Annotated in this window: 18 protein-coding genes; 11 read left to right on the top strand and 7 right to left on the bottom strand. The window is 64.4% G+C overall.

Annotated features, from left to right (window positions below; all coding sequences use genetic code 11):
* Positions 1-18: 18 nt before the first annotated feature.
* The 4 genes from FJ424_RS01440 to FJ424_RS01425 all read left to right on the top strand — a co-directional run bounded on the left by FJ424_RS01440 (position 19) and on the right by FJ424_RS01425 (position 4411).
* Positions 19-1245 carry a urate hydroxylase PuuD gene (locus FJ424_RS01440; RefSeq protein WP_140650687.1) on the top strand — a complete coding sequence of 409 codons (1227 nt, stop codon included), beginning with the start codon at positions 19-21 and terminating at the stop codon, positions 1243-1245.
* A gap of 2 nt (positions 1246-1247) precedes the next feature.
* Positions 1248-2561, top strand: a complete 1314-nt coding sequence (gene guaD / locus FJ424_RS01435; RefSeq protein WP_140650684.1) for a guanine deaminase — start codon at positions 1248-1250, stop codon at positions 2559-2561.
* Between the two features lie 75 nt (positions 2562-2636).
* Entirely contained in the window at positions 2637-3140 is a 504-nt protein-coding gene (locus FJ424_RS01430) for a heme-degrading domain-containing protein (RefSeq protein ID WP_140650681.1), read from the top strand.
* Positions 3137-4411, top strand: a complete 1275-nt coding sequence (locus FJ424_RS01425) for a glycerate kinase (RefSeq protein WP_140650679.1) — start codon at positions 3137-3139, stop codon at positions 4409-4411. Before FJ424_RS01430 ends, FJ424_RS01425 begins: the two co-directional genes overlap by 4 nt.
* Here the strand turns inward: FJ424_RS01425 and FJ424_RS01420 are convergent.
* The 5 genes from FJ424_RS01420 to FJ424_RS01400 all read right to left on the bottom strand — a co-directional run bounded on the left by FJ424_RS01420 (position 4408) and on the right by FJ424_RS01400 (position 10479).
* On the bottom strand, positions 4408-5181 hold the full coding sequence (locus tag FJ424_RS01420) for a UdgX family uracil-DNA binding protein (protein WP_181181944.1): 774 nt from the start codon (positions 5179-5181) through the stop codon (positions 4408-4410). The genes FJ424_RS01425 and FJ424_RS01420 overlap by 4 nt on opposite strands.
* A gap of 48 nt (positions 5182-5229) precedes the next feature.
* Positions 5230-6636, bottom strand: a complete 1407-nt coding sequence (locus FJ424_RS01415; RefSeq protein WP_140650673.1) for a glutamine synthetase family protein — start codon at positions 6634-6636, stop codon at positions 5230-5232.
* An 11-nt stretch (positions 6637-6647) separates the two neighbouring features.
* Positions 6648-8024, bottom strand: a complete 1377-nt coding sequence (locus FJ424_RS01410) for an aspartate aminotransferase family protein (RefSeq protein WP_140650671.1) — start codon at positions 8022-8024, stop codon at positions 6648-6650.
* A 141-nt stretch (positions 8025-8165) separates the two neighbouring features.
* Positions 8166-9140 carry a WD40 repeat domain-containing protein gene (locus FJ424_RS01405; RefSeq protein ID WP_140650668.1) on the bottom strand — a complete coding sequence of 325 codons (975 nt, stop codon included), beginning with the start codon at positions 9138-9140 and terminating at the stop codon, positions 8166-8168.
* Between the two features lie 307 nt (positions 9141-9447).
* On the bottom strand, positions 9448-10479 hold the full coding sequence (locus FJ424_RS01400; RefSeq protein ID WP_140650667.1) for a GTP-binding protein: 1032 nt from the start codon (positions 10477-10479) through the stop codon (positions 9448-9450).
* A gap of 386 nt (positions 10480-10865) precedes the next feature.
* Here FJ424_RS01400 and FJ424_RS01395 point away from each other — a divergent pair, with 386 nt between their 5' ends.
* Positions 10866-11339, top strand: coding sequence for a MarR family transcriptional regulator (locus FJ424_RS01395; RefSeq protein WP_040988911.1), 474 nt, complete (start codon positions 10866-10868; stop codon positions 11337-11339).
* A 219-nt stretch (positions 11340-11558) separates the two neighbouring features.
* On the opposite strand, the gene FJ424_RS01390 is transcribed toward FJ424_RS01395, so the two are convergent.
* Positions 11559-12416, bottom strand: coding sequence for an AraC family transcriptional regulator (locus FJ424_RS01390; RefSeq protein WP_140650664.1), 858 nt, complete (start codon positions 12414-12416; stop codon positions 11559-11561).
* A gap of 44 nt (positions 12417-12460) precedes the next feature.
* On the opposite strand from FJ424_RS01390, the gene FJ424_RS01385 reads away from it, so the two are divergent.
* The 6 genes from FJ424_RS01385 (at position 12461) to FJ424_RS01360 (ending at position 17365) form a co-directional block, all read left to right on the top strand.
* Positions 12461-12868: a DUF2000 family protein gene (locus FJ424_RS01385; RefSeq protein WP_140650662.1), complete on the top strand. Its 408-nt coding sequence runs from the start codon at positions 12461-12463 to the stop codon at positions 12866-12868.
* A gap of 177 nt (positions 12869-13045) precedes the next feature.
* Positions 13046-13930 (top strand): DMT family transporter, encoded by an 885-nt coding sequence (locus tag FJ424_RS01380; RefSeq protein ID WP_140644838.1) that lies wholly within the window; start codon positions 13046-13048, stop codon positions 13928-13930.
* Positions 13931-14011: 81 nt separating this feature from the next.
* On the top strand, positions 14012-15034 hold the full coding sequence (locus tag FJ424_RS01375) for a LacI family DNA-binding transcriptional regulator (RefSeq protein ID WP_140644706.1): 1023 nt from the start codon (positions 14012-14014) through the stop codon (positions 15032-15034).
* Positions 15031-16014: a 2-hydroxyacid dehydrogenase gene (locus tag FJ424_RS01370; RefSeq protein ID WP_140650659.1), complete on the top strand. Its 984-nt coding sequence runs from the start codon at positions 15031-15033 to the stop codon at positions 16012-16014. Before FJ424_RS01375 ends, FJ424_RS01370 begins: the two co-directional genes overlap by 4 nt.
* A 173-nt stretch (positions 16015-16187) precedes the next feature.
* A complete protein-coding gene (locus FJ424_RS01365; protein WP_140644708.1) occupies positions 16188-16577 on the top strand; it encodes a hypothetical protein in 390 nt (129 codons plus the stop codon).
* 149 nt (positions 16578-16726) lie between these two features.
* Positions 16727-17365 (top strand): outer membrane protein, encoded by a 639-nt coding sequence (locus FJ424_RS01360; RefSeq protein WP_181175211.1) that lies wholly within the window; start codon positions 16727-16729, stop codon positions 17363-17365.
* Positions 17366-17404: 39 nt separating this feature from the next.
* Here FJ424_RS01360 and FJ424_RS01355 read toward each other — a convergent pair whose 3' ends face one another.
* Entirely contained in the window at positions 17405-18178 is a 774-nt protein-coding gene (locus tag FJ424_RS01355) for a gamma-glutamyl-gamma-aminobutyrate hydrolase family protein (RefSeq protein ID WP_140650654.1), read from the bottom strand.
* Between the last annotated feature and the right edge of the window lie 69 nt (positions 18179-18247).

The following is an 18247-nucleotide window of genomic DNA, read 5'->3' as shown; positions in this document are numbered from 1 at the left end:
TCGGCAGGGACGAATGCAATGATGGATTTCGCGATTTTCTGGGACTGGCTGAGCTTCGCGGTCCGCTGGCTGCATGTCATCACCGGCATCGCCTGGATCGGCTCGTCCTTCTATTTCGTCGCGCTCGATCTCGGCCTGCGCCAGCGGCCCGGCCTGCCCGCCGGCGCCTTCGGCGAGGAGTGGCAGGTGCATGGCGGCGGCTTCTACCACATCCAGAAATATCTGGTGGCGCCGGCCGAGATGCCGGAGCACCTCACCTGGTTCAAATGGGAATCCTACGCCACCTGGCTGTCTGGCTTCGCCATGCTCTGCGTGGTCTATTATGCCGGCGCCGATCTCTTCCTGATCGATCCCAACGTGCTCAACATCTCGGTGCCGGTCGGCATCCTTCTGTCGCTGGCCACCATCGGCGTCGGCTGGATCGTCTACGACCTGCTTTGCCGGTCGCCGCTGGGCAAAAGCGACACCGGGCTGATGCTGGTGCTCTATTGCGTGCTGGTGTTCATCGCCTGGGGGCTTACCCACCTCTTCACCGGCCGCGCCGCCTTCCTGCATCTCGGCGCCATCACCGCCACGATCATGTCGGCCAATGTCTTCATGGTCATCATCCCCAACCAGAAGATCGTCGTCGCCGACCTGATCGCCGGCCGCAAGCCCGACCCGAAATACGGCAAGATCGCCAAGCAGCGCTCGCTGCACAACAACTACCTGACCTTGCCGGTCCTGTTCCTGATGCTGTCGAACCACTACCCGCTGGCCTTCGGCACTGAGTTCAACTGGGTCATCGCTTCGCTGGTCTTCATCATCGGCGTTCTGATCCGGCACTATTTCAACACGATTCATGCGCGAAAGGGCAACCCAACCTGGACCTGGCTGGGCGCTGCCGTGCTGTTCATGATCATCATCTGGCTGTCGACCGTGCCGAAAGTGCTGACCGGCGAGCCGAAGGCTTCCGCCGCGTCGGCCGCCGCCCAGGTCTACATCGCTTCGGCCCACTTCCCGGCCGTGCGCGACACCGTGCTCGGGCGCTGCTCCATGTGCCATACGGAAGAGCCGGTCTATGAAGGCATCTACCATGCGCCGAAGGGCGTGCTGCTCGACACCGACGAGCGCATCGCCGAGCATGCGCGCGAGATCTATATCCAGGCTGGCCGGGCGCATGCCATGCCGCCCGCCAACGTCAGCCACATAACCGACCAGGAACGGGCCCTTCTGGTCGCCTGGTTCGAAGGCGCCGGAAAGTGAGCATGACATCGAAACTTCTGCGCGGCCGCACGCTGTCTTTCCTGCGCTGGCCCGAAGCGATAGACGACCATTCCGCCTGGCGCTACGAGGAGGACGGCGGGTTGCTGATCGACAACGGCAAGATCGTTGCCGCCGGCTCCTATGCGGAGGTCTTGAAGAAGGCGGGCGCCGGTGTCGAGACGATCGACCATCGTCCGCATCTCATCCTGCCGGGCTTCCTCGACGCCCATGTGCATGTGCCGCAGATGCAGATCATCGCCTCTTACGGCGCCGAGCTGCTCGACTGGCTGAACAAATACACGTTTCCGGAAGAATCGAAATTCCAGAACGCGCAGCACGGGCGCCGCATCGCCAGGCTGTTCCTCGACGAGATGTTGCGGCATGGCACGACGACGGTCGCTGCCTATTGCTCGGTGCACAAATCTTCCGCCGAAGCCTTCTTCGCCGAGTCGCATGAACGCAACATGCTCAACATCGCCGGCAAGGTGATGATGGACCGCAACGCGCCGGACGGCGTGCTCGACACGCCTCAGACCGGCTATGACGATACCAAGGCGCTGATCGCCGAATGGCACGGCAAGGGCCGCCAGCTCTATGCCATCACGCCCCGCTTTGCGATCACCTCCTCGCCCGAGCAGATGGAGATGGCCGGCGCGCTGTGCCGCGAATATCCCGATCTCCACATGCAGACGCATCTGTCGGAAAACCACGCCGAGATCGCCTTCACCCAGGAGCTCTATCCCTGGTCGCGCGACTACACCGACGTCTATGAACATTATGGCCTGCTCGGTAAGAAGAGCCTGTTCGGCCACTGCATCCACCTGTCGGAACGCGAAGCCGATGCGCTGTCGCGATCCGGCTCGGTCGCGGTGTTCTGCCCGACCTCCAATCTCTTCCTCGGTTCCGGCCTGTTCGACTATCAGCGTTATCGCCGGCGCGAGGCACCGCTCAGGATCGCGGCCGCCACCGATGTCGGCGGCGGCACCAACTATTCGATGCTGCGCACCATGGATGAAGGCTACAAGGTCATCGCGCTGAACGGTGAGAAGCTCAACCCTTTCCAGTCCTTCTGGCAGCTGACGCGCGGCAATGCCGAGGCGCTGTCGGTGGCCGACAAGGTCGGCACGCTGGACGAAGGCACCGATGCCGATCTCGTCGTGCTCGACGCTCACGCCACGCCGGGCATGCGGCTCAGGATGGAGACGGTGGAAACGCTGGCGGAAGAACTCTTCCTGCTGCAGACGCTGGGCGACGACCGCGCCGTGCGCGAGGTCTATGTGGCGGGGCGGCCGGCGAAGAGCGCCATTGCGGCGTGAGGTTTGATGCGCTCTCGGCTTGACCCGGCGTCGGTCATCGGCCAAAGCGTGCCTCGACGCTGACAGGGGAACGCCATGGCCACCGCCGACGACATCGCTCTGATCAAGAAACAGGAAGCCACGCTGGTCTTCCCGGCCTTCGACGAGGCCGTCGCTTTCAAGATCGGCTCTGCCATCAGGGATCGGGCGCTAAAGGAAAACCTGCCTGTTATCGTCGACATCAGGACCTTCGACCGGCCGCTCTTCTACGCCGCGATGCCCGGCTCGAATGCTTCCAATCCCGACTGGGCGCGGCGCAAGATCAACGTCGTGAAGCGCTATTTGAGAAGCACCTATCGCCTGGTGCTGGAGCAGCAGCGACCGGACCGCACCTTCAAAATCGGTGAAGGCCTGGATATCGCCGACTATGTGCTGGCCGGCGGCGGCTTCCCGGTCACGGTGAAAGGCGCCGGCGTCATCGGTGTCATCGCGGTCTCGGGCCTGCCGGAACGCGAGGATCATGGCGTCGTCGTCGACGCGCTTTGTGCTCATCTTGGCATCGATGCGAGCGGGCTCGCGCTGCCGCCGGAAGAAAAATGACCGACCCGAAAAGCTTCCTGACGTCGATCTTCAACGCCGCCGTCGCCGCCGCCGACCCGGAAAGGACGATCCGCAGTCATTTGCCGGCGAAGCCGAAGGGCCGCACCATCGTCATCGGCGCGGGAAAAGGCTCGGCGCAGATGGCGGCAGCCTTCGAGAAGGTCTGGGACAGTCCCGTCGACGGCCTTGTCGTCACCCGCTACGGTTACGGTGCCAGATGCGAGCGTATCGAAATCATCGAGGCGGCGCATCCGGTGCCGGATGCCGCCGGCCTGGAAGCCTCGCGCCGGCTGCTTGAGAAGGTACAGGGCTTAACCGCTGACGATCTGGTGGTAGCGCTGATCTCCGGCGGCGGCTCGGCTCTGCTGCCGTCGCCCGCTGCCGGATTGACGCTCGCCGACGAGATCGCCGTCAACGAGGCGCTGCTTGCCTCCGGCGCGCCGATCGCGGCGATGAACACCATCCGCAAGCATGTCTCGACCATCAAGGGTGGACGCCTGGCCGCGGCCGCTCATCCGGCACGCCTGGTGTCGCTGGTTGTCTCCGACATCCCGGGCGACAACCCGGCGCTGGTTGCTTCGGGACCGACCATTCCCGACACAGGCAGCCGCGAGGATGCGCTGGCGTCGATCGCCGCCTATGGCATGAAGCTGCCGGCTTCGGTGATGGCGCACATTCAGTCGCCGGCCGCTGACGCGCCGCGTCCCGACGATCCGCGCTTCGCCGGCAACGAGGTGCACCTGACCGCCTCGGCCGGCGTGTCGCTGGAAGCGGCTGCCGCCGAAGCGAAGCGGCAAGGCATCGAGGCCGTCATCCTGTCGGATTCGATCGAAGGCGAGGCGCGTGAGGTCGGCGGCGTGCATGCCGCGATCGCGCGCGAGGTGGCGACCCGCAACCGCCCCTTCGCCAAGCCCGTGCTCATCCTCTCCGGCGGCGAGACCACTGTGACCTTGCGCGCCAAGGGCAAGGGCGGCCGCAACTCGGAATTCCTGCTTGCCTTCGCCATCGGCATCGACGGCGTGAACGGCATACATGCGTTGGCCGCCGACACCGACGGCATCGACGGCTCCGAGAACAATGCCGGCGCCTTCGCCGACGGCTCGACCGTGGCGCGCATGCGGGCGGCAGGCGCCGACGCCAAGGCGATGCTCGCCGGCAACAATGCCTGGACGGCTTTCAATGCGGTCGGGGATCTGTTCGTGCCGGGCCCGACCGGAACGAACGTGAATGATCTGAGGGCGATTCTGATCAGTCACATAGCGAAGGCCTAAGCAGCCATCAACTGCTTTACCTTCCGCATATCCTGCAAAAACCGGTCCCTCTCCGCCTCCTTGTCCTCCTGATCGCGGATGCGCAGGATGAAGGAGGGGTGGATGGTCACAAACACGCGCAAGCCATCCTCGCGCTCGATCACATCGCCGCGCATCTTGGTGATCGGCACGGCCTTGCCGAGCAGCGACTGCGCCGCCGTCGCGCCGAGCGCCACCACGAGGTTCGGCTTGACGAGGTCGAGCTCCTTGTCCAGCCACCAGCGGCAGGCCTGGATTTCGCCGGCATTGGGCTTCGAATGGATGCGCCTCTTGCCGCGCGGTTCGAATTTGAAGTGCTTCACCGCATTGGTCACATAGACCTTGCGGCGATCGATTTCGGCGTCGTCCAGGGTGCTGTTGAATATTCTGCCGGCCGGGCCGACAAATGGCTTGCCGGCCAGATCCTCCTGATCGCCGGGCTGTTCGCCGACGAAGACCACGTCCGCGCTTTCCGGTCCTTCGCCGAACACGGTCTGCGTTGCGTCATGCCAAAGCGGGCAGCGGCGGCAGCCTTTCGCCTCTTCGCGCAACTCCGGAATGTCTTCGGCTTCAGGCGCCACCACATCGGCCGGCTCGGGCGTCGGCCAATGCTTGACCTTCACCTTGGCATGGTGCGGTGCTGGGGTGGTTGGCATCCGGGCGATCATCTCTGACGCGGCTCTGTCTGCTCCTGCTATCAAATCTGGAATGAGCGAGGCCACGGGAAGGTTCCGCCAATATTTCTTCGGCATCTCCTGCCGTCGCCAAAGCGCGATCGCCGCGCCTGTCAGGCCCTGTGCTCAAACCTCGTGCAGATAGAGATGATAATCCAGCTCGCTGACGGTGCGGGCGACACGCAGATATTCCGCCTGCTTGATCGCCACGAAGGTGCGATGCAGGTCGGCGCCGAGCGCTGATTTCAGGAAATCAGAGCCCCTGGCCGCCTCGATCGCGGCGCGCCAGTCGGCCGGCATGATCGACTTCTCCGGGGCCTGCTCGTAGCCATTCCCGGTCGTCTCGGGGCCAGGGTCCAGACCCTCATCCAGGCCTTTGACGATGCCGGCCAGCACCGTTGCGGCGATCAGGTAGGGATTGGCGTCGACGCCCGACGGCCGGTGCTCGATGCGGCGGTTCTTGGCGTCGCCCGCCGGCACGCGCAGCGCCACCGAGCGGTTGTTGACGCCCCATGTCGGCGCCACCGGCGCGTAGGATTGAGCGACGAAGCGCCGCCATGAATTGGCATGCGGCGCAAACACCAGCATCGATTCCGCCATGGTGTGGATGAGGCCGCCTAGCGCATTGAGCAGTGTTGGCGACCACTTTTCACCGGCGGCCTCGGTGAAGACGTTCCGGCCCGCATCGTCCTGCAGCGAGACATGGAAATGCATGCCCGAGCCGGCATAGGCCTCGATCGGCTTGGCCATGAAGCACGCGGTAACGCCGTGCCGGCGCGCCTGTGCCCTTACCAGCCGCTTCAGCATGACGAGGTCGTCGGCCGCCCGCATCACGTCCTTGCGGTAGTTGAGCGTCAGCTCGTACTGGCCGGGCGCGTATTCGGAGATCACCGTCTCGGCCGGAATGCCTTGCGCCTTGGCGGCCGCGTAGATGTCGGAAAACAGCGGCTCCATGCCATGCAGATGGTCGACCGAATAGACCTCGGTCTTGGCCGAACGGCGACCGTCGAGCACCGCGCGGGCGGCTTGCACCTTGCCGTCCGCGTCGCGTTCGTTGGCAAGGAGAAAAAATTCGAGTTCGAAGGCGCCGGCCGGATGCAGGCCGCGTGCCGCCAGCAGTTCCACCTGCCTTGCCAGCACCAGCCGTGGGTCTGAGGTCATCGGCTCGCCGTCGAGATGGTGCATCGACATCAGCACCTGGCCGCGCGGCGGTTTGGTGCCGAAGAGCGGCGCCAACGTGCCTGGGATCGGCCATGCGCGCAGGTCGCCGTCGCCGGTGTCCCAGACCAGCCCGGTTTCGTGCACGTCCTCGCCGGTGATGTCGAGGCCGAGGATCGAGATCGGAAGATGCCGGCCGCTCTCGAAAATGCCCATCAGCTCGTGCCGGCGCACGATCTTGCCGCGACCGATGCCGTTGGCGTCGGTAAGCACGATGTCGAAAGCCTCGATCCCGGGATGCGCGTCGAGAAAGGCCTTCGCCTCGGCGGGCGTCGAGCCGGAGGGCGAAGTTGTTACGGCGTTCGGATTGTCCATCGCCGCTTTTCTCACGCCGTAAGCCTTGCCGCAACCGCGGCGAAGGCGGCGATCAGCCGGCTCACTTGCCCTGAGGTCGTTGCCGGCGAGATAAGCATCATGTTGTGGAACGGCGCGATCAGCACGCCGCGATTGACCAGCGCCACATGGATTGCGGCCTCCAACTCAGGCGCATGCGCCTTCTCGGCCTCGCCGCCGTTTTGCAGCGGCCCGGGCGCGCAGATGAACTCGACGCGGGCGCCGACCCGCGCGACATGCCAGGGCAGCCTGTTGCGCTCGATGACGGCGGCGAGCCCCGCATCGAGCCGGCGCGCCAGCCGGTCCATATGCCCATACGCCTCCTCGGTCATCACCTCTTCCAGCGTGGCGCGCATCGCCGCGAATTGCAGCGGGTTGGCCGACAGCGTCGTGCCCATGCCGGAATAGCCGGGCTCCTTGGTCTGGTTGTAGGCGCCATAGCGCGTGGCGACCTCCTCGCACATGCCCCAGATGCTCGCCGGCACGCCGCCGGCCACCGGCTTGCCGAGCACGAACAGGTCCGGCTCCAGCCCGTATTTGCTCGTATAGCCGCCCGGGCCGGTCGAGATCGTGTGCGTCTCGTCGATCAGCAGCAGCGTGCCGGCCGCGCGGGTCAGGCGGCGCAGCGCGTCGTGGAAGCCGGGTTCCGGCAAAACCATGCAGGAATTGGTGAGCACCGGCTCGGTGATGACGCAGGCGACGTCGCGGTCGGCAAGCGCTGCCTCGAGCGCGGCAATGTCGTTGAACTCGACGACCTTGGCCGCCCGTGTCAGGTCGCGGAATTCGCCGGCTAAGCCCGGCCGGTTCACCGGCTTGCCGTCGATCAGCCGCACCATCGTCTCGTCGACCGAGCCGTGGTAGCAGCCGTTGAAGACCAGGATCTTCTCGCGCCCGGTCACGGCGCGGGCGACGCGCAGCGCGAAGCGGTTGGCATCGGTTGCGGTGGTAGCGATCTGCCAGTAGGGCAGGCCGAAGCGCTGCTGCAGGAGCGGGCCGATCGCCAGCGCATCCTCGCTGGGCAGCATATAGGTCAGACCCCGAGCGGCCTGCCGGCGGATCGCGCGGGCGACCGCCGGCGGCGAATGGCCGAGCATCGAGCCGGTGTCGCCGAGGCAGAAATCGTCGAGCTTGTTGCCGTCGATGTCGGTGATGGTGGCGCCTTTCGCGCCCTCGACCAGGATCGGGAACGGCGTCGGCCAGTCGGTCATCCAGTGCATCGGCACGCCGCCGAGAAATCCGGCGATGCCGTTGCCCGGCTTCGCCTCGGATTTCGGCCGTGCCTTACGGAAGGCGGCCGCTTCTGTCTCGCGCAATTCGGCGATGCGGGCGACGTCGATGCCGCCGATGGAAGTTTGGTCGATTGAATGCATGAAGTCCCCCCTCAGGCAGTAGGGCAGTAGGGCAGTAGGGCAGTAGGGCAGTAGGGCAGTAGGGCAGTAGGGCAGTAGGGCAGTAGGGTGGCTTTCAACGCTATTTCCCTATTCCCTTACTGCCCTACTGCCTTACTCCCCTTAAGCCGTGATATCGATCACGCCGCAGTCGCCGGCAGCACTTCCGAAGACGATGCGGCGTTCTTCCTTGTCCCACATCATCGATGTGATGGCACCCTTGCCGGGGCGACGCAGCAGCACCTCCTTGGCGTCGGCGAAGCGCGCCGCGATCACCATGCCGTCTTCGTAGCCGATCGCCACGACATCCTGGCTCGGATGGCAGGCGACTGAAGTCACCATCGTATTGCCGCGCGTGCCGAGCTCGAGCGGCGCCTTGCCCATCGGTCCGTCTTTGCTGGCGAACGGCCACACGATCGCCGCAGGCGCGCCGGAGCTCGCCAGCCATTTGCCCTTTACGCTCCAGGACAGGCTTTTCACCTTGCCGGGATAGCCGCTCATGCGCATGTGCTTGCCGTCGGCAAGCTTCCAGCCATGCAGCGCATTCTCCTGCATGGTGGTGACCAGAAAGGCGCCGTCCGGTGAAAAGGTGATGCCGGTATGGGCGCCGGCCCATTCGAGCTCCACCGGTTTGCTCTCGGCGGCCGGGAAATGCAGCGTCGCGCCATTGTAGCGGGCGACGCCAAAGCGCATGCCCTTGGGCGAGAAGGCGAGCCCCTCCACCGAACGCGGATGGCTAAATTCCTTGATCTTGCCGTCGGCGAAACGCACGAAGGCGGTCTTGCCCGAGGCATAGGCGATCGCGCCTTGCGGCCCCGCGGTGACGCTGGCGATCCACTTCCTGCCGGCGCTGGCCAACTCGCTCACCTCGCCGCCGGCCTTAACGGCAAACACCTTGCCGTCCTCGCCGCCGGTGATCAGCCGGTCGTTGGCCGCGTCATGGAAGGCGGCAAGCAGGCCGTCATTGGCCTGCACCGTCTTGTGCCCGTTATCCAACCGGTGGATTGAACCGTCGGCAAGTGCGAAATGCGGCACGTCGTTCAGGAAGACGGCGGCAACGCAATGGCCTTCGAGATCAAGCGGGGCGACTGTGGGCATTATAGATTGGTCCATTCGAGATTGCTGCCATTCCCATAAGGGGTCGAGCCGCAGGTCTCAACCCATGCGTGGAATCGCTATGCGGGAAGGGGCGCTGGCGTGCGGTTCTCCCTTCTCCCCTTGTGGGAGAAAGTGGCCTCGCGAAGCGAGGTCGGATGAGGGGTGTTCCAGGGAACGCCGTCGTCTCACTCCGCTGGAACACCCCTCAACCGTCTCGGCGCTATGCGCCGATCCACCGCCCGGGGCGAGCCACGGATCTCGCCCGTCCTTCGGACCCCACAAGGGGAGAAGGAAGAAGGCGCGGAAATCAAGCCGCCTGACAGGCTTCAAAGCTCTTCCTGAGCCGCTCGGCGTCGAGGTCGCGGCCGATGAAGACCAGCCGGCTCTCATGTTTTTCGCCGTCCTTCCAGGCGCGCTGGTGGTCGCCTTCGAGGATCATGTGCACGCCCTGCAGCACATAGCGGTCCTCGTCGCCCTTGAGCGCGATGATGCCCTTCAGCCGCAGGATGTTGGGTCCCTCCATCTGGGTCACCTTCTCGATCCAGGGGAAGAACTTCTTCGGGTCCATCTCGCCGCCGCGCAGCGACACCGACTTCACCGTCACGTCATGGATGTCGGAAGCATGGTGGTGATGGTGATGATCGTGACCGTCATGATCGTGATCATGATCATGGTCGTGATCATGCGCGTCGAGGAAATGCGGATCGTTCTCCAGCGCCCGCGACAGGTCGAAGGCGCCGCGGTCGAGCACTTCGTCAAGCGCCACGCCGGAACGCTGGGTGCGATGGATCCTGGCTGCCGGGTTGATGGCGCGGATCGTCGCTTCGACCTTTTCAAGCTCTTCGGGCGTGACGAGGTCGGTCTTGTTCAGCAGCACCACATCGGCAAAGGCGATCTGGTCCTCGGCTTCCTTGGAATCCTTCAAGCGCAGCGGCAAATGCTTGGCGTCGACCAGCGCCACCACCGCGTCGAGCTTGGTCTTGGTGCGCACGTCGTCGTCCATGAAGAAGGTCTGCGCCACCGGCACCGGATCGGCGAGGCCCGTGGTCTCGACGACGATGGCGTCGAAGCGGCCGGGGCGTTTCATCAGGCCCTCGACGACGCGGATCAGGTCGCCGCGCACCGTGCAGCACACGCAGCCATTGTTCATCTCGTAGATTTCCTCGTCGGATTCGACGATCAGGTCGTTGTCGATGCCGATCTCGCCGAACTCGTTGACGATGACGGCGTAGCGCTTGCCGTGATTCTCCGACAGGATGCGGTTGAGCAGCGTCGTCTTGCCCGCGCCGAGATAGCCGGTGAGAACGGTTACGGGGATTTGCGTCTGTGTATCGCTCATGGTTTGCCTCGAAAATCTTGGCCTCGAAAATCTTGGATTGTCGGCCTCATATAGGATGGGTGCCGCGCTTTTGCACGCGCCAAACCGATGGACCAGGCCGGCCTCCAGGCGGGATGGCGCCAAGCGCGGATCAGCGGCGGCCGAGGCGGGCCAAACTCAGGAGCCGCGCGGGCGCCCAATGGCCTTCACCAGCGTCCGCTGTGAATCTCTCCGGCGCAAAAGTCGTTTGTCATCTAACTGAAATAAAGATCTGGCATCACCTGCGCGGGCACCGCAATGCTTGCCGGCAAAGCGTTCTGCAAGCCGGACTCTTTAGATCGTCATTTGCCAGCCGTCGGACAGCCTCTATGCTTGCCCGCGCCGGTTCGGCCGAAGAGGGAACGACCATGGCCAAGGCGGACAAGACAGCGACAATGAGCCGGCTGCATTCGGCGGCAAGGCTGGCGCGCACGGCGCTCGCCGCGCGGCTTCTGGCGCACGGCTTCTACGCCGGCCAGGACCAGATCATGCTGGCGCTCGACCGCGAGGACGGCCAGACCCCAGGCAATCTCGCCGGCCGGCTCGGCGTGCGCCCGCCGACTATCACCAAGACCATCAACCGGCTGCAGGCCCAGGGTTTCCTCGAAAAGCGCGCCTCCAACGCCGATGCCCGGCAGGCCCATATCTTCCTCACCGAGTCCGGCCGCGAAACCATCCGCGCCATCGAGAAGTCGGTCAAGAAGACCGAGAAGCAGGCGCTGAAGGGCCTCGACAAGAAGGACCAGAAAGCGCTGTTCAAGCTGCTCGCCCGTATCGAGGCGAACCTGTCGAACGAAGACCTAGTGCTTATGGACGACGACGCGGAGTTGGACGAAGCGTAAGCGCGACGCGCAGGCGTCGTCGCTCAACCGCGCGGCGTCGGTGATCCACGAGCGACGCTATAGCGTCGTCTCGAGCGACCTAAGCGCGATGCGCAGCATCGTCGCTCCACGCACCACCCAAGCATCGGCGGCTTAGCGGAAAGGCGACGATGCTGCGCATCGCGCCTGAGGGCCATCACCGCACGTCTCGCCGTTGAGCGACGATGCTGCGCATCGCGCTTACGCGCTTACCAGCGCCGCCCAGCGTCCTGGCGTCAATCCAAACGCCTTCTTGAAATGCCGGTTGAAATGGCTCTGGTCGCTGAAGCCGGCGGCAGCGGCGATCTCCGCCAGCGACTCTCCCTCGGCGATCATGCGGCGCGCACGCTGCAGCCGGCGCATCAGCAGGAAGCGATGCGGGCTGGTCGAATAGGTCGCGCGAAAATGGCGCGACAGCGCGTAACGGTTGAGGCCGGTGACGGCTTCCAGCTCATCGGAGCGCACCGGCCGCTCGGCATTTTCCTCGAGATAGCCGCGGGCAAGCGCGGCGGCGCGGAATGCGGTCTTGCCCGTCGACTTTGCCGGCTGTCCGGCGTGGCGTTTCAGCTGTTGCGCCAGCTGCGCAACGAAATCCGCCACGAACAGGTCGCCGAGCGCTTCGTCCAGCGGCGCCAGCGCCGACAACAGCGTGTCGCGCAGCGCCGGATCGTCGACTACGGCGTCACGGACGAAAGGCAGCGGCTCGCCGCCGAGGCAGTCGAGCAGCAGGGACGGCTCCAGATACAGGATCCTGTAGCGCAGGCCGTCTTCCGTTCCGGCGCCGCCATCGTGCAATTCGTCCGGGTGCAGCACGATCGCCTGGCCCGGCAGGCTGTGTTGCAGCGCGCCGCGATAGTGGAAGCGCTGCACGCCGTGCAACGTCACGCCAATGGCATAGGTGTCGTGCCGGTGCAGCTCGAAGGCATTGCCGTGGAAGCGCGCCTCGATGCGCTCGAGGCCCGAGCCGCCCGGCGCCGAAACGATGCGATCGCCGTTGGCCGCATCCGCGCACGAACGTTCAAGACCTGCTTTCGCTTCTTCGCCTAGAGCCTGCGCCATCGCCTTTCCCGTCCGTCACGGGCCGTCTCGGAGTCTCAATCTTGGTGTTCGATACGAAAATTGCAATTGTCCTGAGAGAGGACCTGCCGGTGTGGCAGAAGCTCAACGTCACCGCGTTCCTGACCAGCGGCATCGTCGCGCAGTTCCCCGAAATCATCGGCGAGCCCTATCGCGACCGCGCCGGCAACCTCTACAACCCGATGTCGATCCAGCCGGTCATCGTCCTCTCCGCCGATGCGGCGACGCTGGGCACGATCCATCGCCGGGCATTGGAGCGCGGCGTGACGATGTCAGCCTATGTCGAGGAGATGTTTTCGACCGGCCATGATGTCGCCAATCGCGCCGTCTTCGCCGAATTCGCGCCGGACGATGCCAGGATCGTCGGCATCGCCTTGCGCGGCGACAAAAAGCTAGTCGACAAGATAACCAAGGGCGCCCGCATGCATGGCTGAACGCCGGGGCGTTGTCGCAGTGGCCGCTTTTGGTCCGGCCACGTCGGACAATTGCCTTGCCGGCAGGCTTTGATTGCCGCAAAGGTGGGCTTCCGCCTTTGTTTTCCTTTCGGCCTGAATTTGTCTGTTTCCCGAACCCAAGACGACAGCGCAACGCCGCCCGCGGCGATGCTTCTGATGCTTTGCGTCTATGTCTGCTTCACCTTTCTCGACACCTCCAGCAAATATCTGGTGCTGGCCGGCGTCTCGGCGCTGATCGTCGCCTGGACCCGCTTCACCGTGCATGTGCTGTTGGTCGGCCTTTTCCTGCGCGGCTGGCGCGAGCCGGCACGTTTTCGCGCCAACAACCTGCCGGCGCATATCTTGCGCGGATGCATGCTTTTCGGCTCGACCATGTTCAACATCCTGGCACTCAAGACGCTGCAGCTGGCGGAGACCACGTCGATCTATTTCTTCGGCCCGATGGTCATCACCGCGCTTGCCGGGCCGCTGCTCGGCGAATGGGCGGGCTGGCGGCGCTGGCTGGCGATCCTCGCCGGCCTTGTCGGTGTTCTGATCATCACCCGGCCCGGCGTGGGCGTGTTCGGCATCGGCCATCTATTCGCGCTCTGCTCGATGCTGTCGAACAGTTTCTACGTCATCATGACGCGGCGCATGTCGGCGACGGAAACGTCGGAAAGCCTGATCCTGTTCTCGGCGCTGGCGCCGTCGGTGCTGCTGGCTCCGATGCTTGCCTTCTCGCCTGCGCTGCCGCACGGCGGCTTTCAATGGTTCGTCGTCCTGATGCTGGGCGTCTTCGGGGCGGGCGGCCACTATTTGCTGGTCCGGGCCTATCGTCTGGCGACCACGACGCAGCTTGCGCCCTATCCCTATTCGCAGATGGTGTGGATGATCATTTCCGGCTGGCTGATCTTCCACCAGTTCCCCGATCGCTGGACGTTGCTGGGTGCCGCCATCATCGTTGCCAGCGGCCTCTACATCATCCACCGCGAGCACCGGCTTCGCGTCCGCAACTCCGCCTCGCTCGACACCGAAGCCGAGGCGCTGGCGAAAAAACTTTGATTTGCGCCGAATCCGGTGGCATAAGGCCGTTTTAAAAAATTTAAAGATTTTGAATCCAAGGACCCTGGGGAGCGAAGGGCACTGGCACAGAAGATCAAGCTTTCGACGATCGCGGATGCGCTCGGCGTCTCCACGGCAACGGTATCGCTGGCGCTGCGCGACAGCCCGCTGGTCGCCGGCGCCACGCGCGAGCGCATCAAGGAGCACGCCCGCGCCATCGGCTATATCTACAACCGCCGCGCCGCCTCGCTGCGCACCTCGCGCTCCGGCATCGTCGGCGTCGTCGTGCACGACATCATGAATCCGTTCTTCGCCGAGATCCTGCGCTCGATCGAAAGCGAGCTCGACCGCAGCCGCCAGACCTTCATCCTGTCCAACCACTACGACCAGTTGGAAAAGCAGCGCACCTTCATCGACACGCTGCTGCAGCTCGGCGCCGACGGCGTCATCATGTCGCCGGCTATCGGCACGCCGGCCGAGGACATCATCATGGCCGAGGAAAACGGCCTGCCGGCGGTGCTGATCGCGCGCACCGTCGCCGGCGCCGACGTGCCTGTGTTCCGCGGCGACGATGCCTATGGCACCGCTCTTGCCACCAATCATCTGATCTCGCTCGGCCACAAGCGCATCGCCATGGTCGGCGGCACCGACCAGACCTCGACCGGCCGCGACCGTTACCAGGGCTATCTCAACGCGATGGAGGCGGCCGGCCTGGAGGTGAAGCCGTCCTGGCGCATTCCCGGGCCACGCACCAAGCAGGCGGGTTTCGAGGCCGCGGGGCAGTTTCTGGCGCTGAAGGACAGGCCCACCGCCGCCTGCTGCTGGAACGATCTGGTCGCGATCGGGCTGATGAACGGCATCGCGCGCGCCGGCCTCGTGCCGGGCGTCGATATCTCCGTGACCGGCTATGACGATCTCGAGGAGGCGGCGATCGCGACGCCGGCCCTGACCACGGTCTGGAACGGTCAGCGCGAGGTCGGCCGCCGCGCCGCGAGCGCCTTGCTCGACAAATTGAACGGGCAGGCGGTGCGGCCCTCGCAGGAACTGATCAAGCCGGAACTGCACGTGCGGCAGTCGACCGGCAAGCCGGTGGAGCGTGCATGACCAAGGCCGAAGGAAAATTGCCGGTCGCCATCCTGGTGCCGGGCGATTTCAACGACCATGCCGTTGGCCGCATCGACGAGACGTTCAAGCTTGTGCGGATCGAACGCGCCGACCCTGGGCTGGTGACGGACGAGATGCGCGCCACGGTGCGTGGTATCGCCTCCTATGCAGGCATCGACGCGGCGATGATCGACGCGCTGCCCGATCTCGAGATCATCGCCAGCTTCGGCGTCGGCTATGATTCGGTCGACGCCAATCATGCGGCGAAGCGCGGCGTCATGGTCACCAACACGCCCGATGTCTTGACCGAGGAGGTCGCCGACACCGCCATCGGCCTTTTGATCAACACCGTGCGCGAGCTCTACGCCGCGGAGAAATGGCTGCGCGACGGCGACTGGGTGGAGAAGGGCAATTATCGCCTGAGCCGGCTTACCTTGCGCGGCCGCAGCATTGGCATTTTCGGCATGGGCCGCATCGGCCGTGCCGTCGCCCGTCGCCTTGAAGCCTTCGGCCTGCCGATCGCTTACCACAACCGCCGCAAGGTCGAAGGCCTGCCTTACGAATATCATGCCACGCTGAAAGGCCTCGCCGAAGCCGTCGACACGCTGATCTGCATTGCCCCGGGCGGGGCCGCCACGGAGAAAGCGATCAATGCCGCGATCCTGTCGGCGCTGGGTTCGAACAGCGTTTTCGTCAACATCGGCCGCGGCTCGACGGTGGATGAGGCGGCGCTGGCCGCCGCCCTCACGAGCGGCACCATCGCGGCCGCCGGGCTCGACGTCTTTGCCGATGAGCCGAACGTGCCGCAGGCTCTGCTCGACGCTCCCAACACCTCGCTTCTGCCGCATGTCGGCTCGGCGTCGGACCACACCCGCCGCGCCATGGCCGATCTGTGCGTCGACAATCTCGTCGCCTGGTTCACCGAGCGCCGGCCGCTGACGTCGGTGCCTGAGACGCTCAACGTCAAGGCGCGCGTCTGAAGCGTTTCGCCGTTTCATGGAAACGGCGAACGGCCTATCTCTTTGTTTTGGTGCAATTCCGGACGGAAACCCGACCTGGAATTGCTCCAATCCGCACACGTCGCCACATCTATTAACGCCCAGTTAACCCTTTGGAATGATTCTGCATATCTGGTTATGTGCGGAGAGACAGGGTGAAGCTGTTCGTTGGCTTGGTGGCGTCGGTCGCGTTGTTCGGGGGCGTTCAGTTCCTGCATGGCGGCAACGGCCAAAGCGTGGCCACGGAAGTTGCCCCGACAAACACTTACCGGCTGACCGCCAATGGCGATGAGGCGGCCTGCGCCATCCACCGCGGCGCCGAAGTCTCGGACGGTCTGTCGTTGCTTTCCGTCGCCCCGAACTGCCGCAAGCTGATGCCTGGCATCGAGCACGCGAAATTCTGGCGCGAACAGACCGACGGCTCGGTCGCCTTCAGCGAGAACGGCATCGATCCGATCGTCGCCTTCGGCGTTGCCGATGGCGACGGTTATGAATCCTACGCGCCGGCCGCGCCGCTTCTGGCGCTGACAGGTGACGGCCGGTAATCCCAAGGCGTGGTCTTTTTGCAACTTCGGATAGGAAAGCATCCCAGATGTGCTTGCCTGTCTTGCAATGCAACCAAAGTGGAATAAGTTCGTCGTGGCTTTGGGGTGCTTAAATGAAGTCCTTTCTTCTCGCTTCGACCATTATCGCCTTGTTTCCGGCCAGCGCTTTCGCCGCCGACGTGCTTTCTCCTGCTGCTCCGGCAGCTTATGAGTGGAGCGGTTTCTATGCCGGTGTTCAACTTGGCTATGGCTGGGGAAAAGTCGATAGTCACGATTCCTCGATAGCCACTGGCGCTTCTGACTGGGCCGACTCCTGGAACAGCAACGGCGTCCTCGGCGGTATTCATATCGGCTACAACCAGGCTTACGATCAATTCGTTCTTGGCGCCGAAGCCGACATCGAAGCCTCGGGAATGAGCGGCTCGGTGGATTCGGCCTTTGCAGGCAACATCAAGACCAGGATCGACGTGCAGGGGTCGCTGCGAGCGCGCCTTGGCTATGCGATGGGGCCGGCCCTCCTTTACGCCACGGGCGGTCTCGCCGTCGCTCACTTCGACACCAAATATGATGATGGCGGAACGACTGACAGCTCATCCAACACCAAGGCCGGGTGGACGGTGGGCGCTGGCGTCGAATATGCATTCGCACCGAACTGGACGACGCGCGTCGAGTATCGCTACAGCGATTTCGGCAAATTCACCGACAATCCGGCAACCGATAGCAGCTTCCTGTACCCGACGCATGTGACTACAAACGCCGTGCGCGTCGGCTTCAGCTACAAGTTCTGATCTGAATGGTGGAAGGCGGCGCTTCAAGCGCCGCTATCTCTATTCTGCTGCGGCGCGGGCGCCTGCCCTTGCTGCCGCATGCAGGCGCGCGGCATCGCCGAAAGCCTTGAAGATCTTGGCGGAATTGCTGTCCGACTTCACCCAGTATTCGGGGTGCCATTGCACGCCGACCGCGAAGGCGCGGGCATCCTTGACGGAGACAGCTTCGATCGTGCCGTCGCTAGCCAAAGCCTCGACCTGGAGCCTGGGGCCTAGCAGGTCGATCGCCTGGCGATGCAGGGAATTCACGTTGATTTCACCGGCGCCGAACACGCCGGCAAGGCAGCTTCCGGGCTTGATCGAAATCGTCTGGTGGATGCCGAAGCGCTCGTCCTGATTGTCGCTCACCGGCGCGCGGTGGTCGAGCGAGCCCTCGCGCTCCTGGATCTCGGTGCCCAGCGTGCCGCCGAGCGCGACGTTCAGCTCCTGGATGCCGCGGCAGATGGCTAAAAGCGGCACGCCGCGCTCGAGTGCCTTGCGGATCAGTGGCAGCGTGGTGGCATCGCGTGCCGGATCGTAAGGACCGTTGGCCTCGCTCGGGTCCCCGCCATAGAGCGAGGGATGCACATTGGACTTCGAGCCGGTCACCATGACGCCGTCGACCGAGGACAGCAATTCGTCGAGGTCGAGCCGATCGCCGAAGGACGGCACCAGCAAGGGAAACACGCCGGCGCCCGCGACTGCGGCTTCCAGATATTGCTGGGGGGCTGCGTGCCAGGTGTAATTGTCGAACTGGCGGACGTCGGTCGAGACGGCGACGAGCGGCTGCTGCATTTTGGGTTTGGTTTCCATCAGGCCAAGGAATTGTTCTGCCTATAAAATAAGCGATCCGTCGCGGCTTTT

Origin of the sequence: Mesorhizobium sp. B3-1-8 (assembly GCF_006439495.1) — a bacterium.
Lineage (GTDB): Bacteria > Pseudomonadota > Alphaproteobacteria > Rhizobiales > Rhizobiaceae > Mesorhizobium.
This window is presented reverse-complemented; position numbering and strand designations above follow the sequence as displayed.